The organism is Thalassospira sp. HJ, from assembly GCF_000948415.1.
Taxonomy (GTDB): Bacteria; Pseudomonadota; Alphaproteobacteria; order Rhodospirillales; family Thalassospiraceae; genus Thalassospira.
Genome location: NZ_JYII01000010.1, coordinates 580,182 through 597,054 on the forward strand (window position 1 = coordinate 580,182; position 16,873 = coordinate 597,054).

17 protein-coding genes and 2 tRNA genes are annotated in these 16,873 nt (G+C 52.1%); 12 read left to right on the top strand and 7 right to left on the bottom strand.

Translation table 11 applies throughout. From position 1 onward, the window contains the following. Positions 1-2 precede the first annotated feature (2 nt). From UF64_RS08045 to UF64_RS08080, 8 genes are all read left to right on the top strand, one after another. A complete protein-coding gene (locus tag UF64_RS08045) occupies positions 3-965 on the top strand; it encodes a glycosyltransferase family 9 protein (protein ID WP_044828058.1) in 963 nt (320 codons plus the stop codon). Next, the gene (locus tag UF64_RS08050; protein ID WP_044828059.1) at positions 962-1,726 is read left to right on the top strand and encodes a glycosyltransferase family 2 protein; all 765 of its coding nucleotides are present in this window, start codon (positions 962-964) and stop codon (positions 1,724-1,726) included. The genes UF64_RS08045 and UF64_RS08050 overlap by 4 nt, the downstream gene beginning before the upstream one ends. A gap of 4 nt (positions 1,727-1,730) precedes the next feature. Next, positions 1,731-2,765, top strand: coding sequence for a glycosyltransferase family 4 protein (locus UF64_RS08055; RefSeq protein ID WP_044828060.1), 1,035 nt, complete (start codon positions 1,731-1,733; stop codon positions 2,763-2,765). Positions 2,766-2,831: 66 nt separating this feature from the next. Beyond that, positions 2,832-4,595: an asparagine synthase (glutamine-hydrolyzing) gene (gene asnB, locus UF64_RS08060; RefSeq protein ID WP_044828061.1), complete on the top strand. Its 1,764-nt coding sequence runs from the start codon at positions 2,832-2,834 to the stop codon at positions 4,593-4,595. A 97-nt stretch (positions 4,596-4,692) separates the two neighbouring features. Then, a complete protein-coding gene (locus tag UF64_RS08065) occupies positions 4,693-5,001 on the top strand; it encodes a hypothetical protein (protein WP_152630641.1) in 309 nt (102 codons plus the stop codon). A gap of 15 nt (positions 5,002-5,016) precedes the next feature. Beyond that, positions 5,017-5,397: a YkvA family protein gene (locus tag UF64_RS08070; protein ID WP_235285002.1), complete on the top strand. Its 381-nt coding sequence runs from the start codon at positions 5,017-5,019 to the stop codon at positions 5,395-5,397. Positions 5,398-5,491: 94 nt separating this feature from the next. Continuing rightward, positions 5,492-6,490, top strand: a complete 999-nt coding sequence (locus tag UF64_RS08075) for an MDR family oxidoreductase (protein WP_044828063.1) — start codon at positions 5,492-5,494, stop codon at positions 6,488-6,490. An 89-nt stretch (positions 6,491-6,579) separates the two neighbouring features. Next, positions 6,580-8,544: a response regulator gene (locus UF64_RS08080; protein WP_044828064.1), complete on the top strand. Its 1,965-nt coding sequence runs from the start codon at positions 6,580-6,582 to the stop codon at positions 8,542-8,544. A 94-nt stretch (positions 8,545-8,638) separates the two neighbouring features. Here the strand turns inward: UF64_RS08080 and UF64_RS08085 are convergent, their stop codons facing one another. Continuing rightward, a complete protein-coding gene (locus tag UF64_RS08085) occupies positions 8,639-9,292 on the bottom strand; it encodes a response regulator transcription factor (RefSeq protein ID WP_044828065.1) in 654 nt (217 codons plus the stop codon). A gap of 288 nt (positions 9,293-9,580) precedes the next feature. Next, positions 9,581-10,324 carry a putative metalloprotease CJM1_0395 family protein gene (locus UF64_RS08090; RefSeq protein WP_044828066.1) on the bottom strand — a complete coding sequence of 248 codons (744 nt, stop codon included), beginning with the start codon at positions 10,322-10,324 and terminating at the stop codon, positions 9,581-9,583. Positions 10,325-10,558: 234 nt separating this feature from the next. On the opposite strand from UF64_RS08090, the gene UF64_RS08095 reads away from it, so the two are divergent. Continuing rightward, positions 10,559-11,590 (top strand): NAD-dependent epimerase, encoded by a 1,032-nt coding sequence (locus UF64_RS08095; protein WP_044828067.1) that lies wholly within the window; start codon positions 10,559-10,561, stop codon positions 11,588-11,590. A 119-nt stretch (positions 11,591-11,709) separates the two neighbouring features. On the opposite strand, the gene UF64_RS08100 is transcribed toward UF64_RS08095, so the two are convergent. From UF64_RS08100 to UF64_RS08120, 5 genes are all read right to left on the bottom strand, one after another. Continuing rightward, entirely contained in the window at positions 11,710-12,129 is a 420-nt protein-coding gene (locus UF64_RS08100; protein ID WP_044828068.1) for a type II toxin-antitoxin system VapC family toxin, read from the bottom strand. Next, the gene (locus UF64_RS08105; protein WP_044828069.1) at positions 12,126-13,241 is read right to left on the bottom strand and encodes a hypothetical protein; all 1,116 of its coding nucleotides are present in this window, start codon (positions 13,239-13,241) and stop codon (positions 12,126-12,128) included. Before UF64_RS08105 ends, UF64_RS08100 begins: the two co-directional genes overlap by 4 nt. Before the next feature lie 52 nt (positions 13,242-13,293). Then, positions 13,294-13,995: an MT-A70 family methyltransferase gene (locus UF64_RS08110; protein WP_044828070.1), complete on the bottom strand. Its 702-nt coding sequence runs from the start codon at positions 13,993-13,995 to the stop codon at positions 13,294-13,296. Between the two features lie 269 nt (positions 13,996-14,264). Beyond that, a tRNA-Thr gene (locus UF64_RS08115) sits at positions 14,265-14,339 on the bottom strand. Positions 14,340-14,366: 27 nt separating this feature from the next. Beyond that, positions 14,367-14,441 (bottom strand) — tRNA-Thr (locus UF64_RS08120). A gap of 199 nt (positions 14,442-14,640) precedes the next feature. On the opposite strand from UF64_RS08120, the gene UF64_RS20720 reads away from it, so the two are divergent. The 3 genes from UF64_RS20720 to murA all read left to right on the top strand — a co-directional run bounded on the left by UF64_RS20720 (position 14,641) and on the right by murA (position 16,862). Then, complete coding sequence (locus UF64_RS20720; protein WP_200892654.1) at positions 14,641-14,802, top strand: hypothetical protein; 162 nt, start codon at positions 14,641-14,643, stop codon at positions 14,800-14,802. Between the two features lie 131 nt (positions 14,803-14,933). Further along, complete coding sequence (dcd, locus tag UF64_RS08125) at positions 14,934-15,488, top strand: dCTP deaminase (protein WP_044828071.1); 555 nt, start codon at positions 14,934-14,936, stop codon at positions 15,486-15,488. An 81-nt stretch (positions 15,489-15,569) separates the two neighbouring features. Beyond that, positions 15,570-16,862, top strand: a complete 1,293-nt coding sequence (gene murA / locus UF64_RS08130; RefSeq protein WP_044828072.1) for a UDP-N-acetylglucosamine 1-carboxyvinyltransferase — start codon at positions 15,570-15,572, stop codon at positions 16,860-16,862. Positions 16,863-16,873 lie beyond the last annotated feature (11 nt).

The following is a 16,873-nucleotide window of genomic DNA, read 5'->3' on the forward strand; positions in this document are numbered from 1 at the left end:
CCGTGCGCCTGCTGTTCATTACGTCAAACCGTCTGGGCGATGCAGTGCTTTCGACATCTGTGCTGCGCCACTATGTCGAAACCTATCCCGGCATCCGCGTGACGGTTGCCTGTGGCCCGGTTGCAGCCCCGATTTTCGAAGGTGTGCCGAACCTAGAACGTATCATCGAAATGCCAAAGCAAAAGCGCGGCGGCCATTGGTGGAAGCTCTGGAAATCAGTCGTCCTGACCTGGTGGGACATCATCGTCGATTTGCGCGGCAGTGCGACGGCCTATGTGTTGCCGGGGCGGAAACGGGTTGTGTTGCCGGGGAATGACGACGACTTGCACCGTGTTGAACAGCTTGGAAAGCTGATCGGTGTTGAACCGGCGCCATTGCCAATGATTTGGACCCGTCCTGAGGATGACGCACGCGCAAGAGAACTAATCCCCGATCATGGCAAGGCATTGTTGGCTGTTGGGCCATCTGCGAACTGGGGTGGAAAAACTTGGCCTGCTGAGCGTTTCGTTAAATTGATTGCGCGTATTCGTGCAAATGATGGCCTTTTACCAAATGCCCATCTACTTGTGGTGGGGGCTCCGAGCGAGCGCGATGCAGCTAAGCCTGTGATTGAGTCCTTAAAAGCCGAAGATCGCACTGTGATTTTTGGAGACGAGCATTTGCTCACAGTTCAAGCCTGTCTGGAACGTAGTGACCTCTACGTCGGAAATGACAGCGGTTTGATGCATATGGCGGCCGCAGCTGGCATTCCGACCCTTGGCCTGTTCGGCCCAACAAGGGAAGATAATTATGGGCCTTGTGGCCCGATTACGGCACATGTGCGAACCGACAAATCTTTTGAAGAGATCTGGAAATCTGGCGAAATTTGGCGCTCTCATGAGAGCCGGATGGATAGCTTGCCTGTTGAAAAGGTTTTTGATGGCGCACGTGCGTTGCTTGCGCGCAAGAATGGAGCCATTCAATGATAAATGGGACGCAAAAACTATCAGTTGTGATTACTGCCCATAACGAGGAAGAACGTCTCCCTTCTTGTTTGTCGCACGTTGCCTTTGCCGACGAAATCATTGTTCTGTGTGATAAATGTACCGATGGTACGGAGAAAATAGCCAAGCAGGCAGGTGCAAAAACTCTAGTTGGCAGCTGGGAAATGGAAGGTGAACGCCGAAATTACGCGCTTTCTCAAGTTAGTGGCGACTGGGTTCTTGAGGTTGATGCCGACGAGCATGTTTCTGAAGAACTGGCGAAGGAAATCCGTGAAGTAATCAGAACCAGTAAATTTGGTTTTCATCACCTGATAGTTCACAACTATGTTGGAGATCGTTTGGTGTTAAATGGTTGGGGCGCTTCATTTGGGAAGCCCGCCTATCCGGGATTGTTTCGTGCAGGTTGCAAACGCTGGGGACCAGAAAGAGTTCACCCATCTCTTGCCTTTCAAGGCGAGAGAGGGTCGAAGTTGACGCATCCGGTGCGGCACTATGTTGATCGCAATATCTCGGACATGATTAAGCGATTGGACAGTTATTCTACTGCGCGTGCAGCTGATTTGCGTGATAGTGGCAAAATAGGCAGTTTTTCGAATAATATCAGGCGTTTTTTCTCGCGCTTTATTCGCTGCTACATCGGCCGTAAAGGATACAAGGAAGGGGGTATCGGTTTCCTGATAGCTCTTTTTGCGGGCTTGTTTCCTGTCATTTCGTATCTAAAAGCCAAGCACGAGGAAAATTGATCTTATGGCGACAATCGTTCTGGCTGACGCTGGTATCAAATTTGACGGTTTTACGTTGGAGCAACGCCCTCTTGGCGGCGCTGAAACGGCATTTATCTCGTTGGCAGAGGGGCTGGCAGATCGCGGGCATGATGTTACGATCATCAATAAGTGTGATGAACCTCATGAAAACAATGGAGTTAAGTGGCGTCCTCTAACTGATGGTTTCCCGGAGATTGCCGATCTCTATATTGCCAATCGTGGGCATGAACTGTTGGGATGCATGCCAAGAGCAAAACGGACGATTTTTTGGATACACAACCCGGCCAAGTATTTGCTTAAATGGCGTTATTTCTCGCGTTTATGGAAAATTAGGCCAGCCATTGTTTTTTCGGGGCTTCACCATCTCCTGACTTATCCAAACTGGGCGCCTTGTGGCGATCGAGTTGTTATTCCTTATGGTATCGAGAACAGGTTTATTACCGCAAAGGTCAGCAACGAAATTCGACAAAAGCGCGCGATATTTACCTCAAATCCATTGCGTTCACTTGATTGGCTCGTGGATATCTGGAGTGAAAAAATCCATCCTCTGTCGCCGGATGCAGAGCTTCATGTCTTTGCTGGACCTCAAACCTATGGTTCCGCGGGAGATGAAAAAGCCCAGCGAATGAAGGTCATTCTTGATCACGCCGATACATTGCGTGATAAAGGAGTTATTCTACGTGGGCCTGTACCCAAAAACCAACTCTTGGATGAGATGCAACACGCGCGTGTCATGCCCTATCGGGGAGACTTTGGAGAAACCTTCTGCCTAGCGTTGGGGGAAGCTCAGGCTATGGGGGTTCCTTGCGTGGTGCAGGATGTTGGCTGCGTGGCCGAGCGCATTGTCGATGGTGAGACCGGATTTGTTGCTAGCGATGACGATTTATTTGCCAAACGCACTGCCCAACTTCTAAATGATGATCTCCTATGGGAAGAGCAGCACAAAGCAGCTCTCGAAAATCAACGTGCGTGGGGTTGGGCTCAGGCTGCCGAGGCATTTGAACAACTGATCCCATAAGGTGTATCTAGGGTTGTTTAGGTTGATGTATGTAAGCCACTTTAGGGTGGTGTGGTGGAATGCCTAATGTGCGGAATTGCTGGTTATATCGCCAAGGATAAGCAAACCCTTGATCCGGATGTGCTGGATCGTTTGCGAGATGCCCTGGCGCACCGCGGCCCTGATGGTCACGGGCGTTATCTCAAAGGCCCTGTCGGATTTATCCAGACCCGTCTTGCGATTATTGATCTGAATTCCGGTGACCAGCCGCTTTATCATGAGAATGGTAGTGCCCTGATCGCCAATGGCGAGATTTATAACTATCTCGAACTCAGAAAAGAACTCGGCGAAGAGGGATTTAAAACCCATTCGGACAGTGAAACCGCCCTTCGTGTGTTTGCGCGCGATGGGATTGCCGGGTTTGATCAGCTGCGGGGCATGTATGCTTTTGCCATTCACGATGAGATCGACAATCAGGTGGTGCTGTGTCGCGATCCGTTTGGCATCAAGCAGGTCTATTACGTCGAGACCCCTGAGTATTTTGCTTTTGCGTCCGAGGCGCAGGCATTGGTATCTGCTGGTCTTGTGGGACGGGAACTGCGCGAGGATGCCAGATCCGAACTGCTGCAGGTTCAGTTCACGACCGGGTCCGACATGATCCTTGACGGGATCAAGCGACTGCAGCCCGGTGAAACCATCGTCCTGAAGAACGGACGTATCGTGGAGCGGCGCCGTCGTCAGGTTCTAAGTGACACGGGTGCCGTTGGCAGTCATCTTGATCGCGCACTTTATGAGTGGGATCGGGTGTTTGAGGAAACGGTCCGTCTGCATCAAAGGTCTGATGTCGATTACGCCATGTTCCTGTCTGGAGGCGTGGATAGCGCATCCTTGCTTGGTATGATGCATCGCCTTAATGAAAGACCGGTAACGGCTTATACGGCCGCCTTTGAAGCGACCAGCGTACATGACGAACGCGAACTGGCCCGTGATGTCGCAAAGGCCTGCAATGCCAACCATGTCGAGGTGATGTTCTCGGAGAGTGATTTCTGGCAACTTCTGCCTGAGGTCGCAGCACGCATGGATGATCCGGCGGCAGATTACGCCATTCTTCCGACCTACAAACTTGCCAAGGAAGCCGCGCGCGATTTCAAGGTAGTGCTGTCTGGCGAAGGTGGTGATGAGTTGTTTGGCGGCTATGGGCGGTATCGTTCGGTGATGCGTCCACTCTTGCTTGGCGGGCGGGTTATGCGCTCCAAGGGGACGTTTGACAAGATCGATGTCTTGCGTCCCGGCGTGCTCGAAGGATGGCGTGACGGTATTGCCGCTTCTGAAAGCCGGGAAGCCCGTGGGAAACGTTCACGTCTTTCGATTGCGCAGGCGGTCGATTGTTCTGACTGGCTGCCCAATGATTTGCTTCTGAAGCTTGATCGCATGTTGATGGCTCATGGTCTTGAGGGACGAACACCCTTCCTGGATCCGGTGGTCGCCGAATTTGCCTATCAATTGCCCGACCGTCTCAAGGTTCGCAAAGGTGTTGGCAAGTTCCTGTTGCGCAGTTGGCTGGATCGCTGCCTACCCATGGCTCAACCCTTTGCCAAAAAACGCGGTTTTACGGTGCCGGTTTCAGAGTGGATTTCTGGCAGGGGCAAACAACTTGGCCCGCTGGTGGCGGGGCAGGCTGGTATTGCCGAAATCGCCGATGCGGATCGGGTGGAAAAGCTGTTCAATACCCCCGGAAAGCGCGAAGGTGCCGCTTGTTGGCATTTGCTGTTTTATGCGCTTTGGCATCAGGCGAACGTTCTCGGTCACGCGCCGGGTGCGGATGTGTTTGAAACACTTGAAGGCGCTTAAAAAGTTAACGCTTTTTTACTTTTACGGGAACAAACCGGTCGCCGCGGCATTTCTTAATTGCGAATAACAATTAACAGAAATGCGGTTGGGACACGACATGCTGTATTTTGATAAATTGGCGATGCTTGCCGTTCTTGGCTTTGGTCTGGTGCTGGCCTGGATGACGGTACCGCCTAGCGATTTGCAGGCAAAATCGATTGAGGCGATGCCGCTCAAAGGCAGTGAGACCTTGGGTGCTACCTATGAATTCAAGTTGCCAACAACTGTGCGTATGGAATGTGCTGCGGGGTGCAATTCGCTGGGGCAGGTTGAAGAAAAGCAGGGCTACACGGCCAAGGAGCGCGATAGATTTGAACGCGCCATCGAAGTTGCCTACTCTGCCTTTGTCACGCCGCTCCATCGTTAAGACGGATATAAATCTGTGAAAAATGCATCGGTCTGGATGATCATTCCAAATCTTCTGCGCACCTTGTTGCGCAAGGATGTTGCGTTGAAATCCAAACTGTTGCTGGTGGCCGGACTGATCTATTTGGTCAGTCCGGTTGATTTGTTGCCCGATATCCTGGTCGGCTTGGGCTGGCTGGATGATCTTGTGATTGTGCCACTTCTGGGATGGTTATCCTATCGCAGCTTGCCCGATAACGTGCAACGCGAAGTTGTTCCCAATGAACCAGAAGCCAGCACAACGTCACGTCGATTGTTCATCTATCTGGCCATTCTGGTGCTTGTCGTCATTGTCATTGCGATAACCGGTGGCACAGATAGTGCGTTTGAACCAGCGGCAACCTCTCCGAGCGATTGAGCCTTTTCCCTGACCAATACCGACGCTCGGGTTTGACGCAATGTGCGGCTCGCCATACTCTTGATCAATCAACCGAACAGATCGGGAGGAAACCATGGGTGAAGTATTTCGCGCACTGGTGCTAAACCAGAAAGAAAAAAGCGTCACAGCAGAATTCAAGAACCTGACCATAGACGACCTGCCTGAAGGCGAGGTTTTGGTGCGGGTCAAATGGTCGACCCTGAATTACAAGGACGGCATGGTCCTGAACGGGCTCGGGCGACTGGTGCGATCCTATCCCCATGTCCCCGGGATCGATTTTTCTGGCGAGGTCGTTTCATCAACCGATGATCGCTACAAGCCCGGTGACGAAGTTGTTCTGACGGGCTGGCGGGTTGGTGAGGCCCATTGGGGCGGCTATGGCCAGTTTGCCGGGGTAAAAGCCGACTGGCTGGTGCCATTGCCCGATGGTCTTGATGCATCGCAGGCCATGGCAATAGGCACGGCCGGGTTTACTGCAATGCTGGCCGTGATGGCGCTTGAAGAGCAGGGCGTTTCAAAAGACCAGGATGGTGAAGTTCTTGTAACCGGGGCTGCCGGCGGTGTCGGCTCGGTTGCCGTTTCCATCCTTTCGTCGCTTGGGTATCGGGTGGCGGCGTCGACCGGGCGCGCGGAAACACATCAGTATCTGCGTGATCTTGGCGCAAGCACCATCATTGATCGCAGTGAACTTACCGATACCAGCAAGCCGCTTCTGACCGAACGATGGGTTGGTGCGATTGACAGTGTTGGCAGCACGACCCTTGCACATGTGCTTTCCGAGATGAAGTATCACGGCGTTGTTTCTGCCTGCGGGCTTGCCGGTGGTCCGGATTTGCCGGCAACGGTCATTCCGTTCCTGCTGCGCGGCGTGAAACTGATCGGGATTGATTCGGTGATGTGCCCATATGAAGCGCGTGTGCGTGCATGGAAACGCCTTGGTAAGGAGCTGCCCAAGGACCAGCTTGCAGCGGCAACTACCAAGGTTGCGCTTTCTGACATCCTGCCATGGGGGGAGAAGATCCTTAAAGGTCAGGTGAAGGGACGTCTGCTTGTTGATGTTCAGGATTGCTAGGATTGGTGAAAGCATGCAGAATCAACGGGTTTTCGATCCCCACTATGTGGGACGGAAATCCGTTTCTCTGATAGTTGGAAAAGACTGCAATGCCTGAACAACGGTTTCGAATTCTTCTTGTCGAAGATAATCCCGGGGATGCGTTTCTGGTGCGCACCCTTTTGGAGGAAACCGGGGAACCATTTGATATCGAACATTGCAGCGATCTTGCCTCTGCGATGGCGGTTCTGAATGGCGACGGGGCCGAGGCACTTTTTGATGTTGTGCTGCTGGATCTGACATTGCCGGATTCTTCTGGCGTTGACACCATCCGGCGCGTGCGCAGCTGTGCCAATGTTGCCCCTGTTGTTGTTCTTACGGGTCACAAGGACGAAGAACTGGCGTTTGAGGCCCTTCAGCACGGCGCAGAAGACTACCTGACCAAGGAATTTCCCGACGGTCGTACCATTCGCCGGTCGATCCGCTATGCGATCGAACGTTCACGTGCGGAGCGTGCGCTTAAGGAAAGTGAAGAACGCTACCGCAAGCTGGTTGAACTGGCGCCAGAGCTGATCTCTGTCCTGAGCGGCGAAGAGATCGTCTATATGAACCAGCAGGGGGTGACCATATTGGGCGCCGGCGACAGTGACAAGCTGGTCGGGCGCTCCTTTATGGAGATGGTTCATCCCTCAAGCCGTGAAGCACTCGAAGAATACATTTCCCGTTATCGCAACGGTTACCCGGGGCGCGCTGACTTCACCATCATTTGCCAACGTCCGGAAGGCGAAAATGTCGAACTTGAAGTCTCGGCCATTGCCTTCACCCATGAAGGTGCGCCAGCGATGCTCATGCTGGCAGAGGATGTAACGGAAAAGCGCAAGGTTGAACGTCAACTGGTTCAGACCTCCAAGCTGGCAACACTTGGCGAGATGGCGGCATCCGTGGCCCACGAAATGAACCAGCCTTTGAATGTGATCCGCATGGCGGCGGATACCTGTGCTCTGCAATATGATCTTGATGCCGTCAAACCGGCCTTTCAGCGCGAACGTCTGTCGCTAATTAGTGCGCAGACAGAACGCATGTCCGAGATCATCAAGCACCTGCAGATTTACAGTCGCCCCGATGACGATGATTTTGCCCCCTTTGATGTGATGAAGGCGGTTGAGCGGGCCGTTGACATGGTTGAGCATGATTGCAGGTTGTCGGGCATCGCCATTGATGTCGTTCCGCCGCGGCAGCGCTGCTTTGTGAATGGTCGTCAGGTTCAGCTTGAACAGGTTCTGGTCAATATGCTGAGCAACGCGCGCGATGCCATCAATGAAAATGGCGATGACGCCGGAAGCATCGGCGGCCTGATCCGGGTCTGTGCCATGGTTGATGAGGCACGCAAAGCCTTGAAACTCTCGGTTAATGATAATGGCGGTGGTGTGCCCGAAGCTGCGATTGATCTTTTGTTCCATCCGTTCTTTACAACCAAGGATGTCGGCAAAGGCACCGGGCTTGGCCTTTCGGTCAGTTTCGGCATTGTTGAGGCCATGGGTGGCAGGATTGATGTGCGAAACGAAGGTGATGGTGCATGCTTTGAAATCACCCTGCCGCTCGCCGATGTCGAAATTACCGAGGTAGACAATTTGTCTGACGGAACGCTTGATGACGGATGGCTGTCGCAGGTGCCTACGAACGCAGCCGCACGCGGCAATATCCGCATCCTTGTGGTTGATGATGAACTGGACGCGATGGAAATCATCTCGGCCTATCTGGAAGCGCAGGGCTTTAATGTTTCGGCTGCGAGCAACGGCGAAGACGCACTGGCGATCGCCGGCATCGTTCAACCCGATATTCTGATTACAGACATCCGGATGCCCCACATGGACGGCAACACCCTGGTCAAGGAACTTCGGGAACGCAATCCAGCACTGCCGGTCATTGTGATGACCGGTCATCCCGGCGATGCCGAGAAGCCTGTTGAAGATGAAGATGGCACAGATGCACCGGTCATGGTGATGTCCAAGCCGCTTAACCTCAAGGAGCTTCTGGCAACACTTGACGAGCTTTGCGAAGTGTTTGCAGCCTAAGAAGGACCGACGTTTCACGAAATGATGTCAGAAGCCCAAAGAAAAAGCCCGGCAAATTGCCGGGCTTTGATCTTTTGGCCTTGATTGGCTGCGATCAGGCTTCCCAACCCAACTGCATGGCAATTTTGACCGCTTGCGTGCGGTTAGCCGCGCCAAGCTTCTTGAAAATACCGGTCAGATGTACCTTTACGGTGATTTCACGGACCGTCAGTTGCTTGGCGATTTCCTTGTTCGACAAGCCTTTGGTCAGAAGGCCGAGAACCTCGCGTTCACGGTTGGTCAGCTGACGCAGGGGATTGTCAGGCGCCAAGCCATCAAGATCAATCTCGCCCGGGCGAATTTGCGAGCCATCGTCTTCAAGCAATGCGGACGGAATGTATTTTTCGCCCGACAGGATCAAGCGCAGGGCATTGATCAGGGATTTGCCCGACAGCGTCTTTGGCAGATAGCCAGACGCGCCATGTTCCAGTGCGTTCAAAACGTCGCTGCGTTTGACAGAACCTGACAGAATAACCACCGGAATCTCCGGATGTTTCTGACGCATGACGGTCAGACCGGACAATCCGTTCATGCCGGGCATGTTCAGATCAAGGATGGTCAGGTCAACGCTGGTTTCCCCGTCAACGACGGCAAGTGCTTCTGCGAAGTCTTTCGCCTGCGCGACTTCAACTTCCGGCGCTGCGAGTTTAAGGAAGGAAGTGATCCCGTCTCTGACGAGATCGTGATCGTCTGCTAGCAGGATGTTCATTTTTATGCCGTACCTGTTCTTGTCCAAAGCTCACTACAAATGATGGGACGAGTGACCTCGGAAACGCGGACCGTAACAACACGGTTTCGCGCGATTCTGATATTTTCAATCCAAGCGTCCCCCCGGACGCGAGCGCAGCATTCAACAAAACCAAGCCCCTGTCAAACGGCAGGATAGTTTTTGATTAGGTGAACTATCCGGGTGAATAAGAGCATAGGCGTAAGGGTAAGTGTTTTGTTGCGTATTGAATAGTATAATTAGGGGGCAAGCAGATACACGAAGACAAAATTATACGGTGATCGAGACGCTTTGCGGCTCACCGTTTCGGTATGCTGCGGAATTTGATGTGGATTCTTTGGTAGTATTTGTCGATTCACTACCATCACTGGTTGCTCTTTGCAGGCTGGCCTGACGGAAGGCCGCCATATCTGCACCTGATGGTGCATTCGGTGCAAGTGCTGCATTCTGCAGGGTAGCAAGTGCCCGGTCACGGTCATCTGCACTGCCCGACATCGAGACGCTTACATCAACATGCCCGCCGATGGCATAGGCATTGCCATCCGGGCCAATCTGATAAGTGTATTGCGGGGCCGATCCATAGGGTCCGGCTGCGGCCGCATGAGCTTGTTCTTCCTGACGCACAGCAGAGTCACGCGCGCGCAGTTGATTGACGACGGCTTCCTCTGCTGGGTCAAGGTCGCCATCGGCGGAAACACCATTCTGGCTGATGCCATTATCGGCATTGGCTTCACGCGCTTCACGGTATTCCGCGCGGCTGACACCACCAGCAACTGCTTGTGCCTCTGTCAGGGTGCGTGGGTCGACAATGCGGGTACGTGCAGCCTCCGATCCAGCGCCATTAATTGCATAAGGTGATACAGATGCGGAATTTCCGCCCTGACGTTTGACTTCGATGGCTTCATATTCGGCCAAAACGCGCCCGTCAGCAGTTTGCGCGATTTCCCGAACATTCAGGATAACGCCCAATCCGCCGCCACTAGGGTTGGCTATGGTTTGACCCGCTGAAATCATTTGTCTTTACGTCGCAATTCGCCTTGAAACGGACTTCATAACTTTTCAACCATAGCAGAAATTTGTTCCCGAGTCTCGGTTTGCAACGCGTGCCTGTTGATCGCGTGTTTCGCACATGCATTGCCATGGTTGATGGCTTGCACATTGCCACCCTTGCTGGTATCAGAAATTTCGAATTTCCAAGTAGCGTGCTGAGCGCTTGCATCTGTATTTTAATCAGGAATTCCAACGCGCATGTCTGACTTCATCATTCCGGCCAATGAAAAGGTACTTGTCACTGGTGCCGCCGGTTTTATCGGTTCCCATCTTTGCCTGAAATTGTTGGAGCAGGGGTCGACTGTTGTCGGATTGGATAACGTCAACGACTATTATGACGTTAACCTCAAGGAAGCGCGTCTGGCACGTCTGGAAGGCAAGCCCGGTTACAAGTTCGTCCGTATGGACCTCGAAAACCGCGAAGGCATTGCCGATCTGTTCGCCACTGAAAAGCCGACCTATGTGGTCAATCTGGCCGCCCAGGCTGGCGTGCGGTATTCGATCGAAAATCCGCATGCCTATATTGATGCCAACCTTGTTGGCTTTACCAACATTCTTGAAGGGTGCCGCCACAACAATGTGAAGCATCTGGTCTATGCATCAAGCAGCTCGGTGTATGGCATGAATACGGAAATGCCGTTCTCCGTGCATCACAATGTCGATCACCCGATCAGCCTTTATGCGGCATCGAAAAAGGCCAACGAACTGATGGCGCATACCTATAGCCATCTCTATCGCCTACCAACGACGGGTCTGCGTTTCTTTACCGTCTATGGTCGTTGGGGGCGCCCGGATATGGCGTTGTTCCTGTTCACCAAGGCGATCCTTGAAGGCAAACCGATCAATGTCTTTAACGAAGGCAAGATGCGCCGCGATTTCACCTATATTGATGACATCGTAGAAGGCGTCTATCGCTGCATCTCCACAGTCGCCCAGCCAAACCCGGACTGGAATTCGGCCAAACCGGATCCTGCAACCAGTTCGGCACCCTATCGGGTGTTTAATATCGGCAACAACAGCCCGGTCGAGCTGATGTATATGATCGAAACGATCGAAAAGGCACTTGGCAAGACGGCCGAGAAAAACATGCTGCCGATGCAGGATGGCGACGTTCCGGCAACCTATGCCGATGTCGATGCCCTGACCGATGCGGTCGGCTTCAAGCCAGCCACCTCGATTGAAACCGGTATTGGTCGCTTTGTTGAGTGGTACCAGTCTTTTTACGAATGAATCCGAGATTTATTATGCGAATTATTTTGGATGCAGAAGCCACGTAAATTATCTTTGAAGCTCCTTTTCTTTGACCGTCGGTTCAAAAATATCTGAAAAAAAATATAAATTGATGCAAATCATGATGTTGTTGCAGATGGATCGATAATCGTGATAGCTGGAAAGTAGCTAGTGTAGTCAGCGGGATTGGTTGTTAAGAGAGGGACCTCTGCTGTTTCGGCAATCGCTCCTATCGTGTAGTCTGGGAGTACTCCTGTTTTGGGGCCGCGGTTGACTTCTTTGTAATGTTTGAATGCGCGACCTGCTCTGAAAAGAGATTGGTTTGAGGATGGTATTCTATCTATCCCAAGTCGGGATATTGCCTCATCCATCGCTTCTAGGCTCTCCATGCCTATCGAGGCTTCACAATAGACAATATCCGAAATAACCATGGGGCCTTGGGTCTTGCATTCATTGAACTTTTCAATAGCCCACTTATGAAAACGGTCATTGTTATCGAGCATTGCAATTACGATGTTGGTGTCAAGTAATGTGGTCATGCACCGCCCCTGGTAATTTTTAATAGTTCTTCAATTGTCATATTTGGACGAATTCCTTTCTCATTGAGGACAGCTAACGCAGACTCCGTCCGTCCTCTAATGAATTCAGCGGCTTGCATTTCGTCCATTTCATCGGGCGATATGACGTCGAAGCCTGCTTTTTTGGCAAGGTCCGCACAGAATGGAGAGATGCTTTTTAGGATTCTTGGGTTGGTAAGATGTGTTGCTCCTCTTGGTCTGGAATCATTAACTCGCATTGACTGAAACTGAGGTTCTTCTTGGAGTATTTTATCTCTGACAGCGTCTTCTGAAAGACGATCGCGACCACCAAGGGCAGTGTATAATCTTATAAGGTGAGTGGTGGCGAGCTGCTTCTCTAGGTTTTCCCCGCCAGTAAGCTCGAAAAATTTACTGTGACTAAGTAAATTTATGTATTCCGAAGTGCGATAAGTGCGACCGTCAATCAAGGAGTCTTCGATAAGTCGATCAAGTGCTAAAAACAGGCAATCAACCCACCATCTCCCGGGGCGCTTTTCGCCAAAATCTTGCACTTTACCGATATGTAGCAAAAAATTTAGATTTGTTGCTAATTTGCGGCTAGTTTCAGCTTTGTATCGTGGGTCGTTTTGTACAAAGTTCTGGATATCATCTGCGGTAACGCTTTTGGTGTTCCAGTTGTACTTAGACGCAACGCGTTCAAGTACATATGCATTTGCCCAAAGGGCTGGGCGCCGCTGATATGCAGCAGCCTTCTTCCATTTGCCGACATAGCTAAATAGAAAAGCGAAAAGTGCTACTTTATCAAAAGCGGGGGAGTGGTCCCAAGATAGTGCCTGAAATACCAGTTCATCGGCGCAAATCATATCGACGCCGGCGATGGTCCTGTTGAATAGAAAAAAGTTAATCGGAATGTATTCGGTGTGACCGCTTTTCTTGATGCGTTCGCGGAACTCAGTTCTTGGAACATCTTCAAGTGCATCGTTAAACCCAGCCCGAATAATTGAATGCAATTCAACTAGGCCGTTACTATTTCGACCCCACGAGAAATTTTTTGTGAAGCTTCCCGGTTTCCAGACTTCTTCCAAAAAAATCCTCCAAAAAAGAAGCAGCATCAAATCACTGCTTCAATGTAACATCATTTCTTGCGGCTAGTTCAAGCGGAAATTATTCTGCTGGTGCCGTGTTCAAGGAGGAGTTGTAGGCGTAAGTTTTCCAAGTTGGTTTGTAATCATCTTCTGCCTGATTTCCCCAAACAGTCCAGCCTTTTCGCCGTCCTCTTCCAAAGAGTTCCAAATAAGGTCCCCAAGAGCAAGCTTCGATAATTTCGTATTGTTCGTCTGGCTTTCTGGAGTGTTCTCGTTTGCGGGTTTTTAGGAGGTCGCCATTAGGTTCTTCCAGAACATCATCTAGCTCAGGTGCCGAAATGAAGTTTACTTGCGATCGACCGGGTGCCAAGGTTCTTGCACTTTGTCCCCGTATTCCGAACAGCAATATTTCTGTCACGTTTCGGAAATAAAATCCTACTCCTCTGCCATCAGGGCCACCGTCTTTGCGGATTTTTTCCCAAACAATATGGGATTTATATTGGAACCCCCAAGATTCCATAACTTTAAGACCATCAGGTAAAAGTGCGTTTGGGACCCAGAGGTAGCAGTGTGCGCGGTCCTCAACATGTTCAGATACAGGGAGGCTGCAGATATCCGGTAGCTCCATTGTTGGATAGCGTGCGAGCCTTTTATGCTCGGGAGCTACCTTTCCGGTCCGATTTTGGAACCGCCAGGGAGGGTCAGCCATGATAGTGCCGAATTTCTGACCATTTAAGAAGGATCTCAATTCGTCTTTTGCTGAGAGAGGTTCGTCTTTCATGTTTTCCCTTTAAACGCGGTTCGTTTGTTGAGCCCAAAACAAACACAATACAGTTAAAAAGTCTATCCAGGCGTCTGCAATTTGCAGGTTTGAACAATTGTCATTATGATAGATTGCTTTTGCATAAGCGTATTCGTCTTAACTAAATGAACAAATTTGTTCTTATTTTGTTCCAATGTTGCCACATGCGTGTTCAGACTGCAATATCTCTTTGCAGACGGCCTAGCGCCGGCGCATATTATATCTGTAATTGTTTTGTACTTGGAAAATGGTGCTGCTGGGGAGATTTGAACTCCCGGCCTCTCCCTTACCAAGGGAGTGCTCTACCCCTGAGCTACAGCAGCCCGATAATCAGGCTGACCGGTGGGCAATGGTGCTGCTGGGGAGATTTGAACTCCCGGCCTCTCCCTTACCAAGGGAGTGCTCTACCCCTGAGCTACAGCAGCATGAGCCCTTGCGGTGCGGGCGGGTTATAGGCCACGTATCAGTAATTGGTCAAGCCTGAATTATGCGAAGTTTTTCGATTGTTCCCGTGGCAGGGCTTTTCGCCCTGTTTTCGTCAAGATCGGCTGTAATTTTTCGCGTGCTGTTTTATAACGGGCCAATCAAGCATCCCCAGAAATCTGATGAAACGGTTGTTGCACCATGACTGCCAAAAAATCTGATATGCGCCCGGCTGTGAACGAGGAGCGCCTGAAACGTGAAGCCGAAGCGCTCCGCGCCAATCTGGCCAAGCGCAAGCAACAGCAGCGCACGCGTAAAAGCGACCAGGGCGGATCGGACAAGGGCGAAAAAAGCGACGACTGATCGCCGGCGTTCTTTTTTCCGCGAGGCACTGGTCGACTAGCGCATCGTTTGGTTGATCTTGGTGCCAACGGGCGGGTAAAACCGTGGGTGCTGAACGTGGTTGGGATTTTCGCAAAAACAGGGGTGGCACTATGTCGGTAAGACCGGATCACTGGATACGCCAGATGGCGCAGGAAAAAGGCATGATCGAGCCGTTCGTTGACGGGTTCAAACGCGACGGTGTGATTTCCTATGGTGTCAGTTCATACGGCTATGACGCCCGTGTCGCCGACGAGTTCAAGATTTTCACCAATGTCGACTCGGCCATTGTCGATCCCAAGGAATTTTCCGATGACGGGTTCGTCAACCGCAAGACCGATGTCTGCGTGATCCCGCCCAACAGTTTTGCCCTGGCGCGCACGGTGGAGTATTTCCGCATCCCGCGCGACACGCTGGTGATCTGTCTGGGGAAATCGACCTATGCCCGCTGTGGCATCATCGTCAATGTCACACCGCTTGAACCGGAATGGGAAGGGCATGTGACACTGGAATTCTCCAACACAACCCCGCTTCCGGCCCGCATTTATGCCAATGAAGGTGCATGTCAGTTCATTTTCCTGAAAGCGGAAAGTGAATGCGATACCTCCTATGCGGATCGCGCAGGGAAATATATGGGCCAAAAAGGTGTCACTTTGCCGCGCCTGTGATAAAGGGATGGCACAAATCTGGTGGTGACACGCCAAGACACGCGTTTGCTGTGCCAATGCGCACAGCACAAAGAGGACTGAATGGACAAGATCAAGATTTCCGGTGGTCGCCGGCTGCAGGGCAAAATTGCAATCGGCGGTGCCAAAAACGCGGCTTTGCCCCTGATGGCAGCAGCCTTGCTGACAGATGAAACGCTGACCCTTTCAAACCTGCCGCATCTTGCAGATATCACCTCGATGGCCAACCTTCTGGCCCAGCACGGTGTGGCGTTGCATCTGAACGGGCATGCACCGAATGGCGGTCATACAGGTCGCGTTCTGGAAATGACTGCCAAGGAAATCACCTCGACCACGGCACCTTATGATCTGGTGCGCAAAATGCGCGCATCTGTCTTGGTGCTGGGTCCGATTGTTGCTCGCTGCGGTGTTGCGCGTGTGTCGCTACCCGGTGGCTGCGCAATTGGTAACCGTCCGGTTGACCTGCATCTTAAGGCACTGGAAGCCATGGGGGCGGAGATACACCTGACAGAGGGCTATATCGAAGCCCGCGCACCCGAAGGCCTCAAGGGCGGTCACATTCTGTTCCCGCAGGTCTCAGTCGGGGCGACGGAAAACGCGCTGATGGCAGCTTCCCTTGCCGATGGTGTGGTCACGATTGGCAATGCTGCGCGTGAGCCTGAAGTTTCTGATCTGGCCCATTGTCTGGTCGCGATGGGGGCCGAGATTGAAGGCATTGGCACCGATACCCTGAAAGTAACCGGCAAGCCGCGCCTGCATGGCGCGGAATATTCGGTTGTCCCGGATCGTATCGAAACTGGTACCTATGCGATTGCTGCCGCCATTACTGGCGGCGAGATCGAACTGACGGGTACGCGCCTTGAGCTGATTGACAGCCTTGTTGATGCAATGCGTGCCGCCGGTGTCGAAGTCGAAGAGACCGAAGACGGCATGAAGGTCCGCGGTAACCGCGCCACGCTTAAGGGCGTTGATGTGATGACCGAACCTTATCCCGGCTTCCCGACCGATATGCAGGCTCAGTTCATGGCGCTGATGTCGGTTGCCAACGGTGCCTCAATGATCACCGAAACGATTTTTGAAAATCGCTTTATGCACGTGCCGGAACTGAGCCGTATGGGTGCTGATGTCAATGTACATGGCCGCTCGGCGATTGTACGCGGCAGTGCGAAGCTGTCGGGGGCAGAGGTCATGGCAACCGATCTTCGTGCCTCGGTTTCGATGGTGCTTGCAGGCTTGGCAGCCGAGGGCGAGACGGTTATTAACCGTGTTTACCATCTCGACCGTGGTTATGAGCGACTTGAAGAGAAACTTGCGGCCTGTGGGGCGCAGATCGAACGTGTTCGGGTTCCGGCCTGATTTCAAGGCCA